We start from the raw sequence: 26,959 nt of genomic DNA on the forward strand, positions 1-26,959 counted from the left end.
CATATTATGCTGCATAATCATCGTTTCAATGCGCTGCTTCAGCACGGTATTCTGATAGAAACCTTTGTCCCTTGTCCCGGGGTGCTTGAGATGGATACGCCATACGGTTCCCCGTACAGCAGCAGCAGCCGGTCGTGGACATTACGGATGCCGATGCCGCTGAACAGCTGGCGGCTGCTTGTGGAGGCCGGGATGGTCTCTTTGTTGTCCAGATCCATACCATCACCCGTATCCACCACCTCGCAGTGCAGTACATCCCTGTCCTTCATGATGGTGACATAGATATAGCCCGAGCTTTTGATATTAAAGGCGTGGAAGAAGGCATTTTCAATAAAAGGCTGCAGAATCAGCTTGGGTACCTTGGCGCTCATGCAGTCCGGCGAGACGAAAGTCTCCACCTTGATCCGGTTACCGTTACGCACCTGATTAATAAATACATAATGCTTCAGGTTGATCAGCTCATCCTCGACTGTAATCGTTTCTTTAACATTGCTGATCGTATTCTGCAGCAGCGAAATCAGGGCATGAATCGTCTCTGTCGCCTGCTCCTTGCTGCCACGCTGTACCAGGATATTGACTGACGCCAGTGTATTGTACAGAAAATGGGGATTGATCTGCTGCTGGAGAGCGGCCAGCTCCGCATTGCGCTGCTCCTTCTGCGTCTCTACCAGCTGGGCGACATAATCATTCAGCTCCCTTAGCATGTAGTTGAATGCTGTACTCAGCTGTCTTGTCTCATAGCTGCCGGTGACCGCCATATAGTTATGGAAATTCTTTTTGGTCACATTGGACATTTTTTTGACCAGCGTGCGCAGAGATTTCGTCAGCCGTTTGGTCAGGAAATAGATCAGGAGCAGCGCAACCGCTGCAATCGCCCCGCCGATCAGAAATAGCATCTTTTTATCAAACAGCGTGCCGATGGTCTCGTTTTTATCAATCAGATTCACAATATAAAAGTTATAGGACGGCAGATAATCGGCCAGCACAATGACTTCCCGCCCGCCGAGTGTCAGCTCCTGGCTGGCAAGCCCTGATTCGGCAATCTGCTTCGCGCTGTTCAGGAGCTCGGGAGACAGGCTGCCGACCTGTTCCGTCCGGTTGCTCGATACAATCCGTCCCGCAGTATCCAGGAACATGACATCATTGCCCTTACTCGTAAAGCTGGCGTAGTTCTTGCGGAAATCACTCTCGCGCGTGAACATGTACAGCGTACCATACGGCTCTGTAAGCCCGGGTGCAGTCAGCGCCTTGGCGGCAACCAGATACCGGCTCTCTGAATTCAGCGGGCTTGCGTCCATAAAACTGTAAAACAGCTTCCCGCCCTGCTCTTGCGCAGCCGCAGTAATCGGATTGTTCCTTAGCTGCTCGGAAGAGCCGGACCAGTAGGTCACATCACTGCTATAGCTTCTGCCGTTCCCCCCCAGTATGGACAGGCCGATATTAGCGGCCCCGATCCCGGACTGGATACGGTCCATCTGGTCGCGCATACTGTAGTACCGCCGGAAATTAGCCAGCGAGCTGCCATCCTTCTCGGTCATGAAGCTGCGGATGACTCCGCTCTGCCCAACATTTATTGCTGTATTCACGGTAGTATAATGCGAGTTCTCCAATGCAGTTTTTATCTGGTCAATGATTTTTGAATTGGTAATGCTGAACGTCTGTACAAACAGCCTTTGCGACATTTGCGCCGTTACCGTGGTAATCAGCACTGTAACGAGCACGATGCTGATGACCATGACGACGAAAATTTTGCTGAACAGGCTCTGGTCCCTAAGCTTCCTGAGCCATTTTTCCATTAATCCCATTTCGGGCTCCTTCCAATTCCTGCATTATCCCTTCCGGTATTGGCTGGGGGAAATCCCCATCAGCTTGCGGAATACTCTGGTGAAATAGCTGTGGTCTGAATATCCCACAAGACTGCTGATCTCGGCAATCGACAGGCCGGGGTTCTCTTTCAGCAGCAGGCAGGCTTTTCCGATCCGCACCCGGTTTAAATATTCGTTGAAGCCTTCCTTATTGTGCAGGGTAAAATAATTCGACAAATAGGACGGGTTAAAATGAAACTCCCGGGCGACTTCTGTCAGCGTAAGCTGGCGTGAATAATGCTCATCGATATACAGGAGAATCTTTTGCATCGCCGGTGTACCGCCACGGTTCTTCGTAACACATTCCGTTGCATCTTGCAGAAACTGCAGCAGCCGCTCCTCCGTCTCCCCGATATGCCGTGCTTCATGGATGGAGCGGAAGTACTCATATTTACTGTCATCCAGCGCACGGGCCTCATAATGGAATTGCAGCAGCATGCCGATGATCTGAAAAATGCTGTGGCACAGGAGGGACTTGAATTCAGACACTCCCGTATCGCGGCGGCCGGACATCGAGGATACATAGCTGCTTAACCGGGTAAAAGCCTGATCGAACTCCTGCCGGTTCAGCTCAGCAGCGAAGACCTCCTGGTCAAAGACCGGTCCCGGCTGCACCTCCCCGCCATGGTCCACCAGCAGACAGCGTTCCGGCATGAAGAATCTGCGGTCCAGCAGCTGCACCAGTTCATCCGCATAGATCGTATGCAGCGCCTCCAGCTCCGTAAAGGTTCGGCTGACTGCCAGATTCAGGAACATATTAGCCCGGATACCGGCTGCGAATATCTGCTCTGCCAGATGCATTAGAGCTTCACGCTCCTCCCCGGCCAGGTTAAAGAGCAAGCGGACATGCCCCTCCAGCGGAGACAGACGGCGGAAGGTTACCCGGCTGCCGCTCTGCAGCAGGGAACGGCTGCTGCTCTCCAGCCACTCTTCCTTGCGGCTAATGGCAGCTAGATCGTCCCCCGTATCCGCAAGCAGCAGCACAAACTCCGGAAAAGGAAATAGGGTCTGCAGCTCTTCCGCATCATATTCCACCGGATAGCCGCTAACCAGCTTGTCTAGTATATAGTCCGCAGACTGCCGCTTGTTGCTTCTCCAGTCAAAGTGCTGAAGCTGAGGAATGCGCTGCGCCGTTTTTTTCAGAACAGCAAGCAGGGAAGCCGCCTCCAGCTTGGGCTTCAGAATATAATCCGCAACCCCGCTCTGGAAGGTAGAACGCACATATTCGAACTCACTGAAGCTGCTGAGCACGATCACTTCAATTTCCGGATACATCCCCTTGACGAGCCGGATTAGCTCCTCCCCGTCCATCACGGGCATAACGATATCGGTCAGGATGATATGCGGCCGCTGTATTTCAATTAATTCCAGCGCTTCTCTTCCGTTGGAGGCTTCACCCGCAATCTGAAACCCTTCCCCTTCCCAGTCCAGCAGATGGATAATCCCCTGCCGTACCAGCATCTCATCGTCCACTACTAATATTTTACAGAACGTTGTGTCCATGTCTTCTCCTTTTTGGAAACGAAAATACGCTAAAAAACAAAATGAAACCCGCTTGATCAAAGGGGTTTCAGCTTACAGATCCATAACTTCCAGCCAAAAAATGAAACAGCTTTCATAATCTGATTTACATTATAGGTATAGGCCGGAGGACTGTCAATTGGCGGGCGGCCGACTGACCCTGTCCCAAAAATAAAGCCATTGCGCGCATCCTCTGTATATGCTGGTCCTTGACAGGCGTATGATATATTAACATTAACGGCATTAAAAATTGCATACCAACAGGAGAGAATATGGAACGTAATAAAGTAATACCAGACAACATTACAGAAGATGACCATCGGCTTTTCGCTTTATTAAGTGTTTATCTAAACCATACATCGGATTTTATCAGCAAAGAGGATATTGAGGAGATTGTTAACTATGGGGTCTCTGCGGAGTATGCTTTTAGCGTTGTATTCGCAGCTGCTTTAGGACTGGATATTGTTGATAATCCTGAGGATAAGGACTTGTTCAACAACTATTTCACCAAAATGATCCATCAACTTGATACCAACGAGTATTATAGCAATCCATATTTTAAGAATATCAGAATACCTGCAATCCGGATCGGCAATAGCGAACTCAAATACGAACAATACAAGCCTTACGAGGGCTTTGTCTGCAACGACATCATCACCACCCAGGATGGCCGACAAATCCCGCAGATTGGTTTCTTTGAGACGGAATTTATGTTTCCGGCCATTTTAGAGAACAACAGAATATGGATGACCATCACACCGAATGAAATTGAAACCATGAAAGAGCCTGTCGCTAAAGCATTTGGTAATGTACTGACGTTTGGACTGGGACTTGGCTATTATGCCTATATGATCTCAGAAAAAAATCAGGTTGAACGTGTTACAGTTGTTGAAAATAATGAACATGTTATTCAATTATTTGCAATATATTTTGCCTCAATTCAAAAACAGTCAAAAAATAACGATCATCCAGTCCGATGCGTTTGAATACGCGCAGAAACATATGCCTAAGGAGAAATATGATTTTGTATTTACGGATTTATGGCATGATGTTTCGGATGGAAGGGACATGTATTTAAGAATGAAAGGCTTTGAACAAGAACATCCGTCCACTGAATTTATGTATTGGATAGAACAATCGATTTTGTGCTATCTATAATTTAAGGCGGCTTCCGAAAACTCAACATTTCCGCATACCTGCAGAAGAAAGTCCCGGTGATCTAAAAAAGCATCACCGGGACCTGACTTCACATTCTTGTTGGATGATTATCATGTAAACCGAGGATTAGGATTTAGAGCCGCTTAATCAGCTCTTCTAGCTCTTCAACCAAACCTTTTGCCAGTTCAAAATCAGTATTTTTTAAAGCCACTTCTATTTTTGTTTCCACTGATTTTTTCTGTTGTTCAGTTTCTAAATAGTCTTTATCAAAATGACTAGCATAGATCATCTTTCTAAACTTTCGCATACTCATTTTTCTAATTGTCTTATCGTCAATGATCAGGACATAATCCATACCATTCACTACAGAATAGAAATCATGAGAGATCATGAGAATCGCACCCTGATAGTCCCCAATGGCTTTCTCCAGTGCTATTTGTGTATAGGTGTCTAAATGGCTTGTCGGTTCATCAAGAAGCAATACGTTTGCTTTACTGGCAGCAACTTTAGCCAATTGAAGCATGTTTTTTTCTCCGCCGGATAAAGATTCTATCTTTTGATTAACAATTTCTCCTTCAAAGCCATAGTTTGAAAGATACGATCTAATCTCATCATAAGTTGTGAACCCGGCATCGATGAATTCCTCTAGTATAGAATGGGAATCCTTTAGCATTTCGCCTTGAAGCTGAGATAAATAAGCCAGTTTAACATCAGCATGGATTTCAATGGAATCATGATTATTTTTAAAGATTTCCCGCAGTAAAGTCGTTTTTCCGGTGCCGTTTGGACCGATTAGGGCGACTTTATCCGTAGATTTTATCTCAAAGTTAACATTTTCTAAAAGCAGCTCATCAAAGGCAATACTATAATCTTTAACATTTATAACAACAGTGTCTTCCATTGCATTATCCACACCGAAACTGATATTCGGCTGCTTAATCTCTACGAAGGGTGCTTTAATTCTGCGCGCTTCCAATCTTTCCTGAAATTTCACTCTGGCTTTTAACGCTTTCCCTCTGGATGCTTCGGAATTATAAGTTGCGATAGCTCTAAGATTATCGATGATATTGTCGTTTCTCTTAATTTCTTCCTCTTCAGCGACTGCAAGTTCCTGCAGCTCAATTTTAGTCTGGAGTAAGGAGAAGTTATATTCAATATACCGCCCGTCAAACTCTTGGATCTCCATGTTTTCAAGGTGAATAATTTTGTTGAAACAATGATTCAATAAATAACGGTTGTGCGTAACAACCAGCAGCATGCCTTTGTGAGAGTTAATCAGATGTTTAAGCGCATTTAAGTTTTCAAAATCCAAAAATACATCGGGTTCGTCCATAATCATTAAGTCCGGACTATTCAACATTTCCTTCATCACTTGAATAAGTTTGAATTCCCCGCCACTCAGGTCGGACACCCTAACATCTTTAAGCTTCATAAGGTCTGCCAGGTTTAGTTTCTTATTAATGCTGCTTTCGTAATCATCCCCGCCCATAGCATCAAAAGCGTCTAAAGCTAATTGGTACTTTTCAAGTAACGGATCAATATCTGTGGCTGTCTCCATTTCAATGAGAATAGAGTTTATTTCATTTTGAATCTTAATAAACTTTTCGCCGATATATTCAAAAACGGTTGTTTCTTGAGATTTGTCTGGTTGTGAGAACTGACTTACATACCCAATTGTGCAGGTTGGGTCTATCTCTAATCTGCCTTCGTACAAATATCTTTCCGGGTCCATCAGTATATCGATCAGTGTACTTTTCCCGCTGCCGCTTGTCCCTATAAAGGCACAATGTTGTCCTTCTTCAAGCGTAAAGGAAATGTTTTTATATAGTTCTTTTTGCGGAAATGCGAAGGATAAATTATCAACTTTTATCATAGGATTACCTTTCTTTATAACTAAATTTGTGACTAATATTAGATGTATTTGAAGAGCTAGAATAACACTGTTTGCAGCCAACTTCAATCACCATTTCATTAGGCGAGCTATCGCCTTCAATATCTTTCCCCTTTCGCATAAAAATGGACCGTCCTCAACTGTAGGACGGCCCATGATCGCCGGCAGGCTGTGTAATTAACCGGGTGTCGCGATCTGATCGAGAATGGAGTCTTAACTTAATGAATGATCCCGATATCCAATGCTTTCTGGGAAGCTTCTTCCCTATTGTTTACGCCTAGCTTGAGATAGGCAGAGGAGGCGTAGTTTCTGACGGTACCGTCCGACAAATTCAGTTTGGAGGCTATTGTCTTGTACCTTAGCCCTTTGGCAACAAGCTGCAATATTTCTACTTCCCTGACGGTGAGCTCATAATCAGCGGCTGTTTTCAATTGCGGAGATTCGCCGCTCCCCTCGAATCTTTCGAATATTTTGTGGGACATCTCCTGATCGATCAGCTTACCTCCTCGGTGAACAAGCCGAATCGTTTCGGCCAGCTCCAGCGGTGCAGCCGATTTCAAGAGGAAACCGTCCGCCCCGTTGCGCAATAAGTCCAATGCTTGGTCTGTATCCTGAAACGTTGTTAAAATCAATACACGGATATGCGGACATTGCTGCTTGATCATTTTGGTTGCCTGGACTCCGTCTACGCGCGGCATATCTAAATCCATAAGCACAACGTCCGGTCGAAGCGTTTCGCACAGCTCGATGGCTTGCTCGCCATCCTCAGCCAAACCGACTATGTTTAAATTGGGGTCATTGTCAAACAATGTCCGCAGACTTTCCCGAATAAACGGTTGGTCGTCAGCAACCAGCAGACGAATAAGCTCCTCCTCTTTTTCCGCTGCTCTGGGCAAATTACAGACGACTAGCGTTCCATCTCCCGGCTTCGTATAGACGGACACTTGACCTTGCAGATTCATCGCCCGCTCCTTCATCGCGTTCATGCCAAAGCCCTCCCGCCATTCTTCCATCCCTCTACCGTTATCCCGCACCTCGAGCCTCGTATATTGCTGCGCGAATTGCAGCGTAACGGTAATTCCCGTTGCCTGGCCATGTCGAACCGCATTGGTCAGCGATTCCTGCAAACAACGAACGAATGTCATTTTCGCTTGCCGGGACAGCGGGTACTCCTCTCCGTAAGCGCTAAAGTTCACATCGACTTGGGCATGCGCTTGAAATTCATCCCCAAGCTTTTGCAGCGAAAAGGCCAAGGAGAGCGACTGATGTGCAGACTCCATTTGATGCAGGTAATTCCTCACGTCCTCGATGCTTTGGCGGCCCAGCTCCAACAAGGAATCCAGCCTCTCTGTACCGGTATCAGTAGTAATCTCGGAACGCAGTGTTTCCATTCCCATAATGATGGATGTATATGCATGGCCGACGGTATCGTGAAGTTCCCTCGACAGCCTGTTTCGTTCTTCTGCCAGTGTAATGCGTTCGATTTGAGACATATATTGCTCCAGCACCTTATTTTGCTTGCGGATCGTTGTATTCTGCCGATGATTGACGATCAACAAATGAAAAGCGAATCCCATCACATAAGCAAGTCCGTAGTAGGTGACCATGAACCAATAACCGTTGCTTGGCGCAACCGCATAGAAAACGCCGGGCAATATAAAGACGGTTGCCGGGGCTGTCCATCGATAGGACCGATGAGCGCTGTTCGCCGCTGTAAGAAACGCGGATACCAGGAACGTGACATAGGCTTCCGGAAATAGCGAAGTTAAATGAATGCATAGTCCGCCAAATAACAGGAGTTCCGTGTATAAATAATATTTGTAGTTCAACTGCAAACAAACCCATGGAATGGAGAAAGAGGCAATCTCTAAAAAAATGACGAACCACAGAGGCAGCGCCAGACCTTCTTGAAAACGTATCGTCGTGAGCATGAGCGAAAGGCTGGTAATAAGGCGGAGCCCCAGCATAATCCAATCGTACCAAACCCATTGTTTCACTATATCCAACAAGTCGTTCCACTCCTAAGCAGCTTCTGTTTGGTTTCCCATCCTATTATAGTCTATTCCTTAGTGCGGTTGCCTATTTTGTTATTTGGGCTGAACCGATCAACCCCAGTCAATCTATCTCAAGGTTTGCAGAAAATGGAACAAAGTAAAAGATGGACGCTCTAGTATAGCGGCCATCTTGAACATGATCTATCTAAAAATTATGGATTCAATTGAGATGGTTTCACGTTCTGAATATGAACTAGGATATCGAATGCTTGACCTAATGATAAATCAACCATTGTCGGGATATCTGGACCCACGGTAGTTACTCCGGCGAAAAAGGGATGTTGCTCGTTAGGCCAAGTTTTGGTCACACCGCTTGCCTGACGTAAATCAACAAAAAACTGGTCGTATTTGACTTGTCTTAACGTGTAGCCATAATTGTTCGGGTCATCTTGTTTTAAGATTCCATATGGCCCGAATTGTTGGCTGGTATTATAAACATTGTAACGTCCCTCGAATACAGATGTTCCAATGGTAACATACCGTTTTCCATAGTGTTCTGCTAAATGCTGCCCAGACATTTTAGGGTATACGAAAGGGAGCATATTTGTTTTCGACACGTGTCCATTATGACCCCACACGATTGTTTTTCCTACATGTTCTTCCGTCCACTTCGCATTTTCATACATAGCGATATCATGCTTCAAATAAAAGTCTTCCAGGCTATCCGGATAGGATGCAGCCATTGTCGTAAATTGTTCGATAATACGGGCATTTTGTTTAATCCATGCGAACTCTCGGGATTTTCCATTCAGTTTATTTTTATTTTGTTCTAATAAAGCGCTGATTTGTTTCGCATCGGAAACATATCGCTCTTTATTTTCTTTTTTCAGGCCGCCAAAGGTCTCTAGATCCTTGGTAACCGGAATAAGGTCTTCCATCTTTTGCTCGAGACGAGTTGCAAGTTTTGGATCGTGTTTCCTTACATACGCGAGGATATTGTTATACACATTCTCGTTTACGGTTTGGATATCCATCCCGATGATCCGTATTTTGGACTTATGCTTGGGATCTGCATTATATTGGCGTATCCATTGAAGCAGATTTACGATTTCTTTCGTGTTAAATACAGGGTTAAGGTATTGGCGCGGGTCCCCTTTACCCGTAAGAACATAGCGATCGAGTCCTAAAGCTCTGTCCCATCCCTCTTCTAAGACTAGGGCTTTAAAGCCCATTTCAGCTGCCAAATAATTAACAATCCGATGTTTCATCGTAAAAACTTCATGTGCTCCATGCGTCGCTTCACCTAAACCAACAATTGCTGCTGATCCGATCATATCCTTAAGCGGACTTAAATCCTGAAGAGATGCTGTGGGATCTGTTGTCTTTAAGGGCCTTGCTTGCTCTTCTAACCATTTTATCTGTTCGGTTTTTTGGTTGGAGTTGTAGGGAGCTGTAAGAGAAGCACCTGCTTTCGAAGTTGCATGAATATTTCCTGTAAAACCAGCCAGCGTGATCATCGAAGCAGCAATGGCGATACCCATTTTCTTTTTCATATAAAATCCTCCTTAGATTCGTTAAGACTTGGTTCGGCAACTATGCAGCTATCGGTTTAGCGCCCTAATCATGCTGCGTGTATAACCTCCGATTTTTTGGACCAATCCATCAACCAGCCTGAGGCTTATTGCTGCAAGCACGACTCCCACCCCCATGATAAGAAGGGAATCTATAAAAGTGTCGACCTCCATGAATATGAAATTCATCTTGATGTACCGATACAACAGCGGTGCCAACAGGCACACAAGGGGGACTACATAGATGACGACTGCACAGACGAGGCTAACGAGTCCAATCAAAAATTTTCGCATTAACCAAAAGACGGCGCGCCAGTTGCGTCGGTCCGTAAGTTCTAATTTGGATTGAGCCCAGACCGATGCACCTGTTGGTACTTTGCTCTCGTAAGGCGCTGTCGTAATATCGGTATACAATTTCGTCTGCCTCCGTTCGAATTGGATGAACGTTGTCGTCGTTCGCAATACGCGCGTAACCAGGGGAATGCCGATTACGGTAAATGCAAGACTTAAACTGAACGACAACGCCACCATGTAAAAGCAGAAGTAAAAAAGACCTGTAACGAAAGTAAACAATAAAAAGTAACCATTCTGGATGAAACCTGATTTCATGAGGTTCATCTCTCCTCTCTGTGTTATATCCGCATCCTACGACTTATTGCGTCAACTCTACCAGTGCAATAATGTCATATGACATTTTCGGGCTTGCGTTAGGGCATATCCGCGACAGCCAATAGGATAAAATCAATGACCTGCTGCCAGCCGAAAGAAACCCGCCAGGCGGGAGACCCCGTTCAACGACGAACGGCGGCCGTCAAGTGGACGGCCGCCGCTGTATGATGTTTATTAGCTCAATAACATAGAGGGTGAACGTGGAGAAAAAATCTGTTCGTGGCTGCATAAAGGCATAACCCAAGGCCCCCTTCCCCCTCGATAGTAAAGCGGAAGGGGCTAGGCTAGGTTCATTCCTCTCAATTCAAATAAAAAGCCGAGCAGTTCCTAGGAATAACCCTAGAACTGCTCGACTCATATTAATCGGTTCCAGACTTTCTATACTGGTTCCATTGTTTTATTTCACTGACAATTGTAATTTCAGTTCTTACACCCTTACTCCACCGTTACACTCTTCGCCAGGTTACGTGGTTTATCCACATCGTGGCCCAGGGCCAGCGAAGCGTAGTAAGCCAGCAATTGGGTAACGACTACCGACAACGCGGAAGTCAAAAGCGGCAGTGTCTTAGGAATAACGAACGCCTGATCAACGGATCTCAGCAGATCGGTTACATGCTCTTCGTGAGTGATCGCCAGTACGTCTGCGCCGCGGGCTTTCACTTCTTTGATGTTGCTGACGGTTTTCTCCAGGACGGATTCCTGGGTTGCCAGGGCAATAACCGGTACGCCTTCTTCGATCAGCGCCAGTGTTCCGTGCTTCAGTTCACCTGCAGCATAGGCTTCAGAGTGAATGTAGGAGATTTCTTTCAGCTTCAGCGAGCCTTCTTGAGCTACTGCATAGTCTACGCCGCGGCCGATGAAGAACAGGTGCTTGTGCCCGGAGATTTGCTCCGCGTAAGTCTTAATGGCCTCTTTCTGTGCCAGAACCTCTTCTACCTGCTCAGGCAGTTTGTTCATGGCTGCAAGAATCTCAGCGACCTGCTCTTCGGTTTGTGTGCCGCGAACTTCAGCCAAGTACAGACCGAGCAGTGTGAACGCGATAATCTGCGAAGTATAAGCTTTGGTGGAAGCTACTGCAATTTCCGGTCCAGCCAAGGTAACCAGTACATCATTAGCTTCACGGGCGATGGAGCTGCCCACCACGTTGGTGATTGCCAGTACATGCGCACCATTCGCTTGACCTTCACGCAGCGCAGCCAGTGTATCTGCAGTCTCACCGGATTGGCTGACTACGATAACCAGTGTTTCAGGTGTTACGATCGGAGCACGGTAACGGTATTCCGAAGCGATATCATTCTCAACCGGAATACGAACCAGGGACTCGATCAGGTTGCGTCCTACAAGACCAGCGTTGTATGCAGTACCGCAGGCAACGATTTGGATGTTGCGGATATTCTTGATTTGTTCTGCAGTCAGATTGAGTTCTGGCAGAATCACTTTCGTACCTTCAGCATTGATGCGTCCGCGCATAGTATCGCGGTAAGCCTTAGGCTGCTCGTGGATTTCTTTCAGCATGAAATGCTCGTAGCCGCCTTTTTCTGCGGTAACAGCATCCCAATCGACAGTAATCATTTCCCGAGAAATAAAGTTGCCTTCAATCGTCATCAGTTCGACAGCATCCCGTGTCAACACAGCCATTTCGCCGTCGTTCAAAATATATACGTTGCGGGTGTATTCCAGCAGAGCAGGAATATCCGACCCGATAAAGTTTTCGCCTTCGCCAAGACCGATAATCAGCGGGCTGGCCTGACGCACAGCTACCAGTTTATCCGGCTCATATTCAGTCAAAACGCCCAACGCAAACGCTCCGCGCATGTAAGAGATCGCTTTTTGCACAGCTTTAACGATATCTCCATTATATTCACGGGCGATCAGGTGGGAAATAACTTCTGTATCCGTTTCGGAAGTGAAGTGGCATCCGCCGGCAATCAGCTCTTCTTTGAGGTCCAGGTAGTTCTCGACAATCCCGTTGTGCACAACCGAGAACTTATGACTGTTGTCAGTGTGCGGATGGGAGTTCTCATCGGATGGTTTACCGTGAGTCGCCCAGCGGGTGTGCCCGATTCCGGCACTTCCTGTCAGCGGAGTGGCTTCAAGTCTTGACTCCAGGTTAGCCATACGGCCCTGTGCCTTAACAACCTGCAGGCCATCCTTCGTGAATACGGCAATACCTGCCGAATCATACCCGCGATACTCCAGCTTCTTCAAACCCTCTACCAAGATACCCTGCGAATTCTGATTACCAATATATCCTACAATACCACACATTATATTTTCCTCCGTCCAATTTATCGTAATGTGGGCGGCATAAGGAAAGAAACGTGCCGTGCGGCATGTTTAGAGAATAAGTAAATATTCTGTTGTCTTGAGACACTCAACAAAATAAACCTGTCACCTGCATAGGTGGTTCATGACATGCACAGTCTTCTTCTCTGCCGCAGCAGAAACATCCGTTTCTTACGCTTTGCGCATACCCATGAGTTAGTTCAATTCTTTCTGCACCCACAAAAGCGTTGTGTGAAAGGTCGCCCTCTCATTTTCCGCTTCCATTTACGGCTCTGGTGCATCACCGGGAGGTCCCCGCCGAACATTTCGAACACCTCCACCTCGTCAGCTTACATCTGCCGTGATCCGTTCAAGCCTTTGCCTTAAAGCTGGCAGCTCCGGCCGTCCCTTCTCCCCCGCGCAAGATCAAGCTCTGGCGCTTGTTATTGCTGTAACCTTACTATCCCCGCTTTCCTTCTGGAATGACACCTAATCATTATATGCACCTTACATCACTTTTGGCAATGCAAACATGCTTGAAACCTTTGGAATTTGCAGAAAAAACTCACATAATAGCCATACAGCCGGCAGTTGAAGAGCATATCTCCGTCCACCGGCTCTGCTGGCCCATCATATTATACGTATATTAAACCAATTCACGCTGAACAACATCAACAATTCGTCCAACATACAGATCCAGCTCAGACTTATCCGGACCTTCCGCCATGACACGAATCAGCGGTTCCGTTCCCGAAGGACGTACCAGCACACGGCCATTGTCGCCCAGTTTACCTTCCACCTCTTGAATCGCCGCCTCGATGGCCGGATTGTTCGGGTAGTTGGTCTTATCCTGTACCCGCACATTCACGAGCACCTGCGGATATTTAGTCATCATTGACTTCAGCACGCTCAGCTTTTTCCCTGAAGCTTTCATCGTATCAACCAGCTGGATCGCTGTCAGAATCCCATCACCGGTTGTATTGTAATCAAGGAAAATAACATGACCGGATTGCTCTCCGCCCAGGTTATAGCCGCCACGGCGCATTTCTTCCATTACATAGCGGTCACCGACAGCAGTTTTGGCTGTATTCAATGACAGCTTCTCCGTTGCTTTATAGAAGCCGATGTTGCTCATGACCGTAGAGACAATCGTTGCATCCTTCAGCTTGCCTGCTCGGTTCATAGCATCTCCGCAGATGCAGAGGATAAAGTCACCGTCGACCTCTTCGCCTGTTTCATCAATAGCAATCAAACGGTCAGCATCGCCGTCAAAAGCAAGTCCCAAGTCTGCACCATGACGCAGCACTTCTTCACGTAGCTTCTCCGGATGGGTCGAACCGTAGCCGTCATTAATGTTGAGGCCGTCCGGCTCTGCTCCAATAGAGATGACCTCAGCACCAAGCTCTTTGAACAACCGCGGGGCCAGCTCATAAGCCGCTCCGTGCGCGCAGTCCAGTACAACCTTAATGCCTTCAAAACGGTTGGAAATCGTTGTCTTAAGGTATTCCAGATACAGGTACTTGGCGTCGTTGTCCACGGTAAGCATACCGAGACCCGCGCCTACAGGACGGGGGAGTTCATCCTTCTCTGCGTCCATCAGTTCTTCAATCCGCAGTTCCGTTTCATCCGTCAGCTTAAATCCGTCTCCGCCGAAAAACTTGATACCGTTGTCCTCAACCGGATTGTGGGATGCAGAAATCATTACACCGGCATCAGCTTTCAGTAATCTGGTAATATATGCTACAGCAGGTGTACTTACAACACCTATACGGATAACATGGGCACCAATAGACAATAATCCGGCTACAAGTGCTGATTCCAGCAGCGGACCGGAAATACGTGTATCCATACCGATAACCACTTTTGGCTTCTCTACATTTCCTGCCAGTACATAACCACCGCAGCGGCCAATACTATAGGCCATTTCAGCTGTCAATTCCTGATTTGCGACTCCGCGCACACCGTCAGTTCCAAAATACTTACCCATCTTTTTTCTCCTTTAAATACGCTACATTAGCTTAATGAATTATTGTATGAAAGAATCCTGATTCTGTGTAACTATACTTCTGTAAGATAGACGTGTTCTCATATAAAAAGTTACGTTCCGCCGGTACTCGCTGCATTATTGGCATTCCCGCTGCCGGCTGGAGTACTGCTGTTCTCCGAAGTGCCTGCTGTAGGGGCTGGGGTTGCAGTAGCTGCACCTCCGCTATTGGAAGGCTCATTATCTGTCTCCACCCCGGAGACAGGCTCAGAGCTCGGCTCCGGGGTGGGGGCGCTCCCTGTATTGGGTTTATCTGTAGTCCCCGGCGTGGCTGGCGCTTGCAGATCTATAGTAACTATATGCGGCTGTGAAGAATTGACCAGTGATATGAATCGCGGCATCGAGATTTGCAGAGATACCTGATGAACACCAGCTGCCAGTCCTCCAACATCCGCAACAACGCTAATATTGTCCTGATCGAGCTGATCCAGCAGTGTCGGTGCCCCGGATAAAGTCAGCGTAACAGCTTTGGCTGCGGGATCCGTTACGACCGCCGTCAGGCCTCTGCCCACACCCTCCAGCTTAATCGGAATATTCTCCATTGTCCGCTCGGCAATTTGGGCAACAGAGACAGTGACACTTACCGCCACGGGTTCGATTTTTGCGGTTCCCTCCGGCGGTTTAAGGTCCAGCTTTACCTGCTCTGTACCGGCCGATTTAATGGAGCTCAAATCCAGCGATGCCTCATAAGAGGATAATCCGGCCAGCGCCTCCTCACTCCCGTATGCCGTAACTGTATCCACCTCAGGAGTTACCCGCGACAGCACGAGTGAACCTGGCAGCTGGCCGGTAAAGCTCACATCAAGAGGCAAGCTTTTAAACGGAAGTGTAACCGGAAGCTCTACAGACACGATAGAAGGCTCAATAACGGCGTTCTTTATTTCATTACCGCTGCTATCGTAAGCCGCCAGCCTCACTTTTTTCTCTGTAATGCTCGTACTATCCCCATCGAGTTCAAGGGTACCCTGAACCTTTGACACATTACCCAGTTCACTGGCCGGAAGTGTTACTTCTACCTCGGCAGGATCAATAACCGCTGTACCCAGCTGGTAGCCTTCTGCGGGCTTACCTTTAGTGACCAGAGTAACCGGAAAAGACTTGGTATTCCGCAGCTCCACATGCACATTTACCTCATGTGGTATCATTTCGACCAGCGATACTCCGCTGGGAAGGTCGTAATTCAGCGGAAGCGTAGTATCCCCGGGTCCGACATCACTTAAATCAACCATAACGTTGTAGGCATCCGATAGTTTGAAATTAAGATCAGAGTTCTTCCCCCGGACCTCCATTCTTACACTATCCGCATCGAAGGTGTATACATACTTATCGTTATCAATGCCAACCTGTTCTATTTTGACATTCTCAATGATTTTGGACTGGGTGCTGACTGTGGTCTGATTCGTTGGCGCAGTATCCACATGCACAATTGTCCATAAAATAACGCCGAAGACAAGAGCAAGAATTTTGTTGAAGTTGTTATTCTTCATCCACTTATCCATTGTTTTTGCCCCCTCTCCGTTTCCAGAAAGCAGAGCTCTTCTCCTTCAGCGGGGAAGATGCGCTCAGCTCCTGATGGAGCTTGGAGATGAGCGATTCTTCCTTAATATCCCGAACAATTTGCCCATTAATCGCCAGAGAAATCTGTCCGGTCTCTTCTGATACCACAACAGATACGGAGTCCGCCACTTCACTGATCCCGATGGCCGCACGGTGGCGTGTCCCCAGCTCTTTGCTGATGAATGGATTCTCCGACAAGGGGAGATAACAGGCAGCGGCAGCAATTTGCCCCTCCTGCATAATCAGAGCACCATCATGCAGCGGCGTATTGGGAATAAAGATGTTGATGAGCAGCTCCGAACTGACGACAGAACGCATAGGAATGCCTGATTCGGTATATTCATTAAGACCCGTGTCTCTTTCAAAAACAATTAATGCCCCAATTTTTCGCTGTGCTAAATAATTCACGGCTTTAATGACTTCGCCGATTAATCTGCTGATCTCCTCATCACTCTCTGAAGCCCGCCCAAAAAACTTACCCCGCCCAAGCTGCTCCAGCCCCCTGCGCAGTTCCGGCTGAAAGATAATAAAGATTGCAAATATCCCGAAGGTGAATATCTGGTTCATGAGCCATTTCAGGGTATACAGATCCAGGAGGGTGCTCAGCGCCCAAATGATGACCAGCACCAATATCCCCTTAAGCAGCTGAACTGCCCGCGTACCGCGGACCATGTTCAGGACTTTATAGATAATATAGCTGACGATTAGAATATCGATTATATCTTTAATGGATTCTTTCCATGTTAGGTCGGTAAAATAACTCATTGCCTAAAACCCCCGTCATTTCATATTAGCTGGGTTTATGTAAATTGTCTGTAAGATCTGTATCATATCTAGGTTATAACGTTCACGCTCAGGTTGCAAGTTTAGCTGCCTGGAGATTTCTGATAATGGAATTTCCAGGCAACAAAAAAGCGCCATCTTTCCGGAAAAAGAGGCGCAAATAATATTTCTGCATAAAGGGCCATGGTATTAACGGTAGGCAACTTCAGAGAACATGTTCGTCACTTTATACCAGAGCCAACTTACCGCTTGGTCTATGCTTTTGACTTGCCCGGAAATATGAGCTGTTGATGCCTGGTAGAGAGACCCGTCAATTACCGTTACATTGCCGTTAACTTCGCCGTATACCTGGGTCTTACCGTTCTCCACTGTGAGATCACCGGATATTGTTTTGCCGGAGGGTACAATCACCGTATCCCCTTTGATTACAACCTGATCGAGGTCAGCGCCTCGAACGACAAGCTGCCCATCCTGATTCCAAAAAGTAACGGAGCTCATCAGCATCACAAGAATAAATAAGGACGCCGCCGTAAGGGCAGGATGTCTTTTGATCCAGGTGATAAAGGCTTTCTCCTTCTTGGGTTTCGGTAATGAGTTCATAATCCGGCCTACAAGATCCTCTGAAGCCACAGGGTTCTGGTGCATCAGGGAGAACATCAGCATATCGGTTTGTTCCAGTTCTTTGAACTTTGCACGGCAATCCGGACAGGATAGAAGATGCTCCTTCAATTCCCTCTGCTGCAGTTCGGGCAAGTCGTCATCCAAGTAATCATGCATCATAGAGACGGCCAGTTTGCATTCCATAGGAGCCAATCCTTTCATGAGTGCTATTTAATTATTTCAAGGCAAAGGGGCAGGGCGCATAAGACTTGCTTAACTTACATACGGTGCTCCCGGAAAGACGTTTCAAAAAAAACATCAATTTTTACAATTTAGGGCCTAATTTTTTACGTAAAAATTCACGTCCGCGATGTACACGGGTCTTAATTGTCGTTACCGGCATATCCAGCACATCGCTGATCTCCTGTAGCGACAAATCCTGCAAATATCGCAAAATCATTACTGACCTGTATTTCACGGGTAAACTATCGATAGCCTCATAGATCAGCCCCTGCGTCTCTGAGAGCAGCAGTTCGGTCTCAGGGGTCACATTGTCACTAGGAATCATCGAATAGCCGTCAATGCCTTCCTGATCGTTCATTTCAGCATCGAGCGAATACGTCGGTTTCCGCTTACGCAGCCTGTCTATACAGAGATTCGTTCCAATCCTATAAATCCAGGTTGAAAATTTCTGTTTATCATCATAACGGTCTAAATTTCGGTATACACGCAAAAAAGTTTCCTGAACAATATCCTCCGCTTCGTGCCGGTTGTTCAGCATCCGGTAAGCCAGATGATATATCTTGTCTTTATATAGTTCCACAAGCTCGGCAAATGCCCTTTGGTCGCCTTTTAAGGCGAGCTTTGTCAATCTGCCTTCCAAATTCTCCACCTGTTAACTCCCCCAGACTTGCCGCCCTTGGTAATCCATCTCTTGAATGTCCACGGTACAAGCATTTAAATCGTAATTCAAGTTTCAGTAAAAATCAAGGATTGTATTGTTACCTTCTAGGGAATTTGGGCTAAAGCAACTTAACATTGAGTAAGCTGATACGCCGGTATTCCTAAGAATGTTTGGACTTCCGGCCGCTGTTATTGTCAGATTTCCTGATTATAACCGTTGTGCACGGTAGAAATCTGACAATAAAGGCAGGCGAACGCTACCGCTCCTACTGTTCCAAAATTCTTCTCCACACCTTCTCTAACCTGTACCCTATGCAGTGCTGCTCGCCCAAGTTCCCTCCCGGTAACTATGGAGGGGCAGAAAACTCGAAAGCCGCTTGAGCTCGGCAGCTTCAACAGGTAAGCTCAACAAGCCCTCAGCTTCTTCGGCAGGGCTTTACATAACCCCCACCCGACTCTGTACCTTCTGCGGACAATGTCATTACAATAGAATAAGTGCCGGTTTGAATCTGATTTCAGATTCAAACCGGCACTTATGTTGGGTATAGAGCTTTTTTATTTTCAGGCTGCAAATGATTCAGAGCCTGTTCCTATAGACTGTGAAAATTCCGGGCATCAGCCCGTATTCCGGAGCCCCGCGGCAATGCCGTTGATCGTAAGCAGTACCTCACGCAGCAATTCCGCGTCATCACCCTCAACTTCACGCAGGGCTCTGAGCTCCGATAACAGCTGCACCTGAAGGTAGCTGAGCGGATCAACATACGGGTTGCGCAGACGGATGGATTCCTGAATAACCGGAACGTTATCCAGAATATCCTGCTGGCCGGTGATCTTAAGAATCAGTTCTGAAGTCAGCTTGAACTCTGCTTCAATCTGGCCGAAGATCCGCTGGCGGGCTTCGTCATTTTTGCCCATGGTGGCGTATTCCTTGGCAATAACCAGATCGGCCTTAGCAATCGCCATTTGGAGTGTATCAATCAGCGTGGTAAAGAAGGAGAAGTTCTCATACATAGTCTGCATGATTTTCAGGTTCTCCTCTTTCCCCTCGTAGAAGCTCTGCAGTCCGGTTCCGGCAGCATACCAGGCAGGAAGCAGGTAACGGCTCTGCGTCCACGCGAACACCCATGGAATTGCACGCAGGTCTTCGAAACGGTCACTGTTCTTCCGTTTGGAAGGACGTGAACCAATATTAAGTTCTCCAACCTCAGGCAGAGGTGTCGATTCCTTGAAGAAGTTCAGGAAATCCGGATCACGGAAGATCAGATCCTGGTATTTGTTTAATGAAACTTCGGAGATGCGGGCCACAATTTCATCCCATTTGGCTTCATACAGATCAGCTTGAGGCATTCTAGCATGAATAGCTGCAGTCACCAGTGCAGAGGTAGCTTGCTCTAGACTCCGGTATGCAATCCCCTTCATCGAATACCGGGAAGAAATCACTTCGCCCTGCTCAGTAATCTTAATCCCGCCGCCAATGGTTGAAGCAGGCTGGGCAAGAATACTGCGGTTCAGCGGCATGCCACCGCGCCCGAGTGCACCGCCGCGTCCATGGAAGAACTTCAGCTTGATGCCGAAATCATCCGCCGTAGCGGTTAGTTGCTTGAGGGCCACACGCAGCTCCCAGTTCGCAGTCACCACGCCGCCGTCCTTGTTACTGTCGGAATAACCGAGCATAATTTCCTGGAGATCGTTCATCGCTCTAACCGCTTCACGATAAATCGGCATGTTGAGCAGTTTCTTCATAATCTCAGGTGCATTATGCAAGTCATCAATCGTCTCAAAAAGCGGCACTGCCTGCAAAGTACAGACGACCGTTCCATCATTGTCTTTGCGGAACAAACCAACCTCTTTGGAGAATACCATAACCTCCAGAATGTCGCTGGCCGCTTCTGCCATACTGATCAGGTAACTGGTAATGCACTGTTTGCCGTATTCCTCTTGTGCCCTAAAAATCGTACGGTACACTGCGAGGCATTCCTCAGTACTCTCACTATATGACTGGTACGGGGAAGTCAGTGGACGCGGATCATTAAGCAGCGATTCCAGCAGCTTTACCTTTTCTGTTTCCGGCATTTTGGCATAGTCCTGCGTGATGTTCATTTTGGCCAGAATTTCAGCCATCGCATTTTCATGCTCCTGACTATGCTGGCGAACATCCAGAGCCGCAGTGTGGAAGCCGAACAGCTCAACCTGACGGATTAGCTTCTTAATATAAGTGTCTGCAACATAATCGGCATAGTGGTGACGCAGGCTGCGGTCAATCACGTTCAAATCATCTATGAATTGCTGCGGTGATGAGTAGCGTTCAGGAGTGCCTTTTTTCTCATCATCAAGCACATTTTGTGTCTTCGAGATCATATAGCTTAGCTTGATCCGGTAAGGCTCATTATCATTGCGCCAGGTATCTACCCGGTTGAGGTTAATGATGTTCCGGTCTTTTTCGATGGAATCCAACAGTTCGGTAGTGACACTGACGATGCTTGTACTAAAGCTCAGATACTGCATCAGTTCACGCATAATGCGCTGATATTCCCGGATCGCAAGTTTACGCTGTAAACGCAGGGTCTGAAGAGTAACAGAGGCAGTTACCGAAGGGTTTCCGTCGCGGTCTCCACCGATCCACGATCCAAAACGCAGATAAGTCGGCACGTGCCAGTTCTGACCCGGATAATATTTGCTCAAACATCGTTCAAGCTCTTGATACACATCCGGCAGTACTTGGAAGATCGTCTCATGGAAATAGTACATCCCATTGCGTACTTCATCGAGTACCGTAGGTTTACGGTCGCGCAATTCATCTGTCTGCCACAGGGTAATGACTTCATTCAGCAGCTTCTCGCGGAGCTGTTCCCGTTCACGGAACGTTAACGTTGGATTATCCAAGCCCATCACATCGTCAGATATCCGTTTATGAATATCGAGAATTGCCCGCCGCATTGCTTCCGTAGGGTGAGCCGTCATGACCAGCTCCAAAGACAGGCCATTCATAATCTCATGAACATCCTCTTGAGAGAAATCCCGTTCGCGTAGTTCCTGAATCGCACTTTCGATAGAACCCGGCTGTACCGTGTCCCCTGCGGAGCGTTCATAGTCACGCTTACGGCGAATCCGGTGATTCTGCTCGGCGATATTCACCAGTTGGAAATAAATGGCGAACGCGCGTATCACTTGGTGACGATTTTCAGGATCCAGTGAATTAATCAGCTCTTTAAATTCATTGTGCAGTTCAGGCAAAAACAATGAGCGCAGGGATTTACTGGTTTCGCGGATTTTCTCCACGATCTCCAGCAATTCGTTGCCGCCTTGATGTACCAAGACTTCGCCCAAGATATTCCCCAGGAACCGTACGTCACGCCGCAGCAGATTGTTGGAATTGCTTTTGCTGACAGCTGTCGTAAGTTCGGTCATGCTGCTCCCCCCATCCTCTTCCGGATCAATGTCCTTAACATTGTCTATTTGAAGCTTTCCTCATATCATACAGTAAAACCACTAGGAAATCTCCAACTTATTACGCTGTAAAGCGTTGCAGTAATTACGATTATACACCAAATTCATTCATTATACAGTCATAAAATATTTATGTTCCTATACTAATTTAGAATGTCTGAGTTAATCCGTATTTATGTGCAAGGTTTACACAGCGTGTAGGTATTGATTGCATTATACACGGATTGAAGAATAATAGAAATCGGGGTTTATGATATCCGGCGAGAGGCATGCGAAGTTTATAAATTATAACAAAAAACTCCTACCGGAGTAAGAGTTTTGTCAGCCTAGACTGAAGTATCGGGATGACACGATTTGAACATGCGACCCCCTGGTCCCAAACCAGGTGCTCTACCAAGCTGAGCTACATCCCGAAAAGGTATAAAATTATGGAGCGGGTGATGGGAATCGAACCCACGCTATCAGCTTGGAAGGCTGAAGTTCTACCATTGAACTACACCCGCAAAGGTGAAAATCGGGATGACACGATTTGAACATGCGACCCCCTGGTCCCAAACCAGGTGCTCTACCAAGCTGAGCTACATCCCGTTAATATATTGATGATTCATAGAAAAAATATAAAATGGCGCGCCCTGAGAGATTCGAACTCCCGACCTTTTGATTCGTAGTCAAACGCTCTATCCAGCTGAGCTAAGGGCGCAAAATTATGGAGCGGACGACGGGAATCGAACCCGCGACCCTCGCCTTGGCAAGGCGATGCTCTACCGCTGAGCCACGTCCGCAAATAAGTGGTGCGCGTGAAGGGACTTGAACCCCCACGTCTTACGACGCCAGATCCTAAGTCTGGTGCGTCTGCCATTCCGCCACACGCGCATAATACAAGTTTTAATCAAAGTGAGCCATGAAGGACTCGAACCTTCGACACCCTGATTAAAAGTCAGGTGCTCTACCAACTGAGCTAATGGCTCGCATTTGGCAGGGGATATAGGATTCGAACCTATGATGACGGAGTCAGAGTCCGTTGCCTTACCACTTGGCGAATCCCCTATGATGGATACTTATAGAATCCCCATAATCTCTTCAAATATGAGGACGATTATGGTGGAGGCTGAGGGGTTCGAACCCCCGACCCTCTGCTTGTAAGGCAGATGCTCTCCCAGCTGAGCTAAGCCTCCATATGTATGCCCTCAAAGGGTGAAGAAAATATTAATTGGTGACCCGTATGGGATTCGAACCCATGTTACCTCCGTGAAAGGGAGGTGTCTTAACCCCTTGACCAACGGGCCTTGTAAATCTGTGGAGCTCTCAACCGGATTCGAACCGGTGACCTCTTCCTTACCATGGAAGCACTCTACCTGCTGAGCTATGAGAGCATGGCTCCCCGAACAGGACTCGAACCTGTGACAACTCGATTAACAGTCGAGTGCTCTACCAACTGAGCTATCAGGGAATATTGTCCGCTTGGCGGCGTCCTACTCTCCCAGGACCCTTCGGTCCAAGTACCATCGGCGCTGGAAGGCTTAACGGTCGTGTTCGGGATGGGTACGCGTGGAACCCTTCCGCTATCGCCACCAAACGGCAGGCTTAATCGCCTGAAAACTGAATCCGAAACGAATCTGCGTTCTTCGAAATTTGGATAAGCCCTCGACCGATTAGTATTGGTCAGCTCCATGCATTACTGCACTTCCACCTCCAACCTATCTACCTCGTCGTCTTCAAGGGGTCTTACATACTGGGAAATCTCATCTTGAGGGGGGCTTCACGCTTAGATGCTTTCAGCGCTTATCCCGTCCGTACGTAGCTACCCAGCCATGCTTCTGGCGAAACAACTGGTGCACCAGCGGTACGTCCATCCCGGTCCTCTCGTACTAAGGACAGCTCCTCTCAAATTTCCTGCGCCCACGACAGATAGGGACCGAACTGTCTCACGACGTTCTGAACCCAGCTCGCGTACCGCTTTAATGGGCGAACAGCCCAACCCTTGGGACCTACTTCAGCCCCAGGATGCGATGAGCCGACATCGAGGTGCCAAACCTCCCCGTCGATGTGGACTCTTGGGGGAGATAAGCCTGTTATCCCCAGGGTAGCTTTTATCCGTTGAGCGATGGCCCTTCCATGCGGTACCACCGGATCACTAAGTCCGACTTTCGTCCCTGCTCGACTTGTAGGTCTCGCAGTCAAGCTCCCTTATGCCTTTGCACTCTTCGAATGATTTCCAACCATTCTGAGGGAACCTTTGAACGCCTCCGTTACTCTTTAGGAGGCGACCGCCCCAGTCAAACTGCCCGCCTGACACGGTCCCCGTACCCGCTTAGGGTACCAGGTTAGAACCTAGATACGATCAGGGTGGTATCCCAACGGCGCCTCCGCAGAAGCTTGCGCTCCTGCCTCTACGGCTCCCACCTATCCTGTACAGATCGTACCCAAATTCAATATCAAGCTGCAGTAAAGCTCCATGGGGTCTTTCCGTCTTGTCGCGGGTAACCTGCATCTTCACAGGTATTAAAATTTCACCGGATCTCTCGTTGAGACAGCGCCCAAGTCGTTACGCCATTCGTGCGGGTCAGAATTTACCTGACAAGGAATTTCGCTACCTTAGGACCGTTATAGTTACGGCCGCCGTTTACTGGGGCTTCGGTTCATAGCTTCGGGTTACCCCTAACCACTCCCCTTAACCTTCCAGCACCGGGCAGGCGTCAGCCCGTATACTTCGCCTTGCGGCTTCGCACAGACCTGTGTTTTTGCTAAACAGTCGCTTGGGCCTTTTCACTGCGGCCCCCTCGGGCTATTCACCCTACCGAGGCACCCCTTCTCCCGAAGTTACGGGGTCATTTTGCCGAGTTCCTTAACGAGAGTTCTTCCGCGCGCCTTAGAATTCTCTTCTCGCCTACCTGTGTCGGTTTGCGGTACGGGCACCTTCTCCTGGCTAGAGGCTTTTCTTGGCAGTGTGAGATCATGACCTTCGCTACTGTAATTTTCGCTCCCCATCACAGCCCAGCCTTACGATGTGCGGATTTGCCTACACACCAGCCTCACTGCTTAGACGGACATCCATCAGTCCGCGTCACTACCCTCCTGCGTCACCCCATCGCTCATAGCGGATTACGGTGGTACAGTAATTTCAAACTGTTGTCCTTCGACTACGCCTTTCGGCCTCGCCTTAGGTCCCGACTTACCCTGAGCGGACGAGCCTTCCTCAGGAAACCTTGGGCTTTCGGCGGATCAGATTCTCACTGATCTTTTCGTTACTCATACCGGCATTCTCACTTGTATGCTGTCCAGCGCTCCTTACGGTACACCTTCAACCCACATACAACGCTCCCCTACCCCAGATGCATAAGCATCTAGCCATAGCTTCGGTGGTGTGTTTAGCCCCGTTACATTTTCGGCGCAGAGTCACTCGACCAGTGAGCTATTACGCACTCTTTCAATGGTGGCTGCTTCTAAGCCAACATCCTGGTTGTCTGTGCAACTCCACATCCTTTCCCACTTAACACACACTTGGGGACCTTAGCTGATGGTCTGGGCTGTTTCCCTTTTGACAATGGATCTTAGCACTCACTGTCTGACTCCCGGCAAGAAGTAAATGGCATTCGGAGTTTGACTGAGCTTGGTAACCCTTGCGGGCCCCGCACCCAATCAGTGCTCTACCTCCACCACTCCATTCACCGAGGCTAGCCCTAAAGCTATTTCGGGGAGAACCAGCTATCTCCGAGTTCGATTGGAATTTCTCCGCTACCCCCACCTCATCCCCGTATTTTTCAACATACGTGGGTTCGGGCCTCCAGTGCGTGTTACCGCACCTTCACCCTGGACAGGGGTAGATCACACGGTTTCGGGTCTACGTCCACATACTATATCGCCCTATTCAGACTCGCTTTCGCTGCGGCTCCGGCTTCTCACCTTAACCTTGCATGTTAAACGTAACTCGCCGGTTCATTCTACAAAAGGCACGCCATCACCCCTAAAACGGGCTCTGACTTTTTGTAAGCACACGGTTTCAGGTTCTATTTCACTCCCCTTCCGGGGTGCTTTTCACCTTTCCCTCACGGTACTGTTTCACTATCGGTCGCCAGGTAGTATTTAGCCTTAGCAGATGGTCCTGCTGGATTCATACGGGGTTTCACGTGCCCCGCACTACTCGGGATCCGTCTCGGAGGGAATACAGTTTAGGTTACAGGGCTTTTACCTCTATCGCGGGCCTTTCCAGACCTCTTCACCTACCATATTCCTTTGTAACTCCATGTGAGACGTCCCACAACCCCAAGGGGCAAGCCCCTTGGTTTAGGCTGTTCCGCGTTCGCTCGCCGCTACTGACGGAATCACTATTGTTTTCTCTTCCTCAGGGTACTTAGATGTTTCAGTTCCCCTGGTCTGCCTCTACACACCCTATGTATTCAGGTGTGAGTAACTGCGAATTACCACAGCTGGGTTTCCCCATTCGGACACCCCCGGATCAAAGCTTGCTTACAGCTCCCCGAGGCAGTTTCGTTGTTCGCCACGTCCTTCGTCGGCTCCTGGCGCCTAGGCATCCTCCGTGTGCTCTTATTAGCTTAACCATGCGTTTTCCGTTAGGAAAATCGCCAGCATTGCTATAATTGAAACTTGTTTACACAAGTTCAGCTTAAAGAATGTTCTAAAACGCAAATTCGTTTCGGTATCCAGTTTTCAAGGATCAAGGTACTACAAGT

At 47.9% G+C, this 26,959-nt stretch carries 14 protein-coding genes, 12 tRNA genes and 2 rRNA genes; 1 reads left to right on the forward strand and 27 read right to left on the reverse strand.

Going from position 1 to position 26,959, the window contains the following annotated elements:
* Window positions 1–38 precede the first annotated feature (38 nt).
* Together JRJ22_RS25830 and JRJ22_RS25835 are read right to left on the reverse strand one after the other, a co-directional pair.
* Window positions 39–1,796 carry a sensor histidine kinase gene (locus tag JRJ22_RS25830; protein WP_206105309.1) on the reverse strand — a complete coding sequence of 586 codons (1,758 nt, stop codon included), beginning with the start codon at window positions 1,794–1,796 and terminating at the stop codon, window positions 39–41.
* Between the two features lie 33 nt (window positions 1,797–1,829).
* Window positions 1,830–3,368, reverse strand: a complete 1,539-nt coding sequence (locus JRJ22_RS25835; protein WP_206102134.1) for a response regulator transcription factor — start codon at window positions 3,366–3,368, stop codon at window positions 1,830–1,832.
* Window positions 3,369–3,658: 290 nt separating this feature from the next.
* Between JRJ22_RS25835 and JRJ22_RS25840 the strand changes: the two genes are divergently transcribed.
* On the forward strand, window positions 3,659–4,372 hold the full coding sequence (locus JRJ22_RS25840) for a hypothetical protein (RefSeq protein ID WP_206102135.1): 714 nt from the start codon (window positions 3,659–3,661) through the stop codon (window positions 4,370–4,372).
* Between the two features lie 305 nt (window positions 4,373–4,677).
* Here the strand turns inward: JRJ22_RS25840 and JRJ22_RS25845 are convergent, their stop codons facing one another.
* From JRJ22_RS25845 to JRJ22_RS25965, 25 genes are all read right to left on the reverse strand, one after another.
* Window positions 4,678–6,417, reverse strand: coding sequence for an ABC-F family ATP-binding cassette domain-containing protein (locus JRJ22_RS25845; RefSeq protein ID WP_206105310.1), 1,740 nt, complete (start codon window positions 6,415–6,417; stop codon window positions 4,678–4,680).
* A gap of 236 nt (window positions 6,418–6,653) precedes the next feature.
* The gene (locus JRJ22_RS25850) at window positions 6,654–8,444 is read right to left on the reverse strand and encodes a helix-turn-helix transcriptional regulator (protein ID WP_206102136.1); all 1,791 of its coding nucleotides are present in this window, start codon (window positions 8,442–8,444) and stop codon (window positions 6,654–6,656) included.
* A 197-nt stretch (window positions 8,445–8,641) separates the two neighbouring features.
* Window positions 8,642–9,982, reverse strand: coding sequence for an erythromycin esterase family protein (locus tag JRJ22_RS25855; RefSeq protein WP_206102137.1), 1,341 nt, complete (start codon window positions 9,980–9,982; stop codon window positions 8,642–8,644).
* A gap of 48 nt (window positions 9,983–10,030) precedes the next feature.
* Window positions 10,031–10,609 (reverse strand): sensor domain-containing protein, encoded by a 579-nt coding sequence (locus JRJ22_RS25860; protein ID WP_206102138.1) that lies wholly within the window; start codon window positions 10,607–10,609, stop codon window positions 10,031–10,033.
* A 495-nt stretch (window positions 10,610–11,104) separates the two neighbouring features.
* Window positions 11,105–12,937: a glutamine--fructose-6-phosphate transaminase (isomerizing) gene (glmS, locus tag JRJ22_RS25865; RefSeq protein ID WP_206102139.1), complete on the reverse strand. Its 1,833-nt coding sequence runs from the start codon at window positions 12,935–12,937 to the stop codon at window positions 11,105–11,107.
* Window positions 12,938–13,580: 643 nt separating this feature from the next.
* On the reverse strand, window positions 13,581–14,921 hold the full coding sequence (gene glmM / locus JRJ22_RS25870; RefSeq protein ID WP_206102140.1) for a phosphoglucosamine mutase: 1,341 nt from the start codon (window positions 14,919–14,921) through the stop codon (window positions 13,581–13,583).
* A 110-nt stretch (window positions 14,922–15,031) separates the two neighbouring features.
* Entirely contained in the window at window positions 15,032–16,477 is a 1,446-nt protein-coding gene (locus JRJ22_RS25875) for a CdaR family protein (RefSeq protein WP_206102141.1), read from the reverse strand.
* Window positions 16,470–17,300, reverse strand: coding sequence for a diadenylate cyclase CdaA (cdaA, locus tag JRJ22_RS25880; protein WP_206102142.1), 831 nt, complete (start codon window positions 17,298–17,300; stop codon window positions 16,470–16,472). The genes JRJ22_RS25875 and cdaA overlap by 8 nt, the downstream gene beginning before the upstream one ends.
* 207 nt (window positions 17,301–17,507) lie before the next feature.
* Complete coding sequence (locus JRJ22_RS25885) at window positions 17,508–18,122, reverse strand: zf-HC2 domain-containing protein (protein ID WP_206102143.1); 615 nt, start codon at window positions 18,120–18,122, stop codon at window positions 17,508–17,510.
* A gap of 121 nt (window positions 18,123–18,243) precedes the next feature.
* Window positions 18,244–18,810 (reverse strand): RNA polymerase sigma factor SigW, encoded by a 567-nt coding sequence (gene sigW / locus JRJ22_RS25890; protein ID WP_054943560.1) that lies wholly within the window; start codon window positions 18,808–18,810, stop codon window positions 18,244–18,246.
* Between the two features lie 626 nt (window positions 18,811–19,436).
* Entirely contained in the window at window positions 19,437–22,229 is a 2,793-nt protein-coding gene (ppc, locus tag JRJ22_RS25895) for a phosphoenolpyruvate carboxylase (protein WP_206102144.1), read from the reverse strand.
* A 378-nt stretch (window positions 22,230–22,607) separates the two neighbouring features.
* Window positions 22,608–22,681 (reverse strand) — tRNA-Pro (locus JRJ22_RS25900).
* Between the two features lie 16 nt (window positions 22,682–22,697).
* Window positions 22,698–22,771, reverse strand: a tRNA-Gly gene (locus JRJ22_RS25905).
* 11 nt (window positions 22,772–22,782) lie between these two features.
* Window positions 22,783–22,856: transfer RNA gene (locus JRJ22_RS25910), tRNA-Pro, on the reverse strand.
* Window positions 22,857–22,891: 35 nt separating this feature from the next.
* Window positions 22,892–22,968: transfer RNA gene (locus JRJ22_RS25915), tRNA-Arg, on the reverse strand.
* Between the two features lie 7 nt (window positions 22,969–22,975).
* A tRNA-Gly gene (locus JRJ22_RS25920) sits at window positions 22,976–23,050 on the reverse strand.
* 7 nt (window positions 23,051–23,057) lie between these two features.
* A tRNA-Leu gene (locus JRJ22_RS25925) sits at window positions 23,058–23,141 on the reverse strand.
* A gap of 22 nt (window positions 23,142–23,163) precedes the next feature.
* Window positions 23,164–23,236, reverse strand: a tRNA-Lys gene (locus tag JRJ22_RS25930).
* Between the two features lie 5 nt (window positions 23,237–23,241).
* Window positions 23,242–23,315 (reverse strand) — tRNA-Gln (locus JRJ22_RS25935).
* Between the two features lie 52 nt (window positions 23,316–23,367).
* Window positions 23,368–23,443, reverse strand: a tRNA-Val gene (locus JRJ22_RS25940).
* A 36-nt stretch (window positions 23,444–23,479) separates the two neighbouring features.
* Window positions 23,480–23,554, reverse strand: a tRNA-Glu gene (locus JRJ22_RS25945).
* An 11-nt stretch (window positions 23,555–23,565) separates the two neighbouring features.
* Window positions 23,566–23,641: transfer RNA gene (locus tag JRJ22_RS25950), tRNA-Thr, on the reverse strand.
* Window position 23,642: 1 nt separating this feature from the next.
* Window positions 23,643–23,718, reverse strand: a tRNA-Asn gene (locus tag JRJ22_RS25955).
* Window positions 23,719–23,727: 9 nt separating this feature from the next.
* Window positions 23,728–23,844, reverse strand: a 5S ribosomal RNA gene (gene rrf, locus JRJ22_RS25960).
* A gap of 56 nt (window positions 23,845–23,900) precedes the next feature.
* Window positions 23,901–26,827: ribosomal RNA gene (locus JRJ22_RS25965) — 23S ribosomal RNA — on the reverse strand.
* Window positions 26,828–26,959 lie beyond the last annotated feature (132 nt).

It is taken from the genome of Paenibacillus tianjinensis, assembly GCF_017086365.1.
GTDB lineage: Bacteria > Bacillota > Bacilli > Paenibacillales > Paenibacillaceae > Paenibacillus_AQ > Paenibacillus_AQ tianjinensis.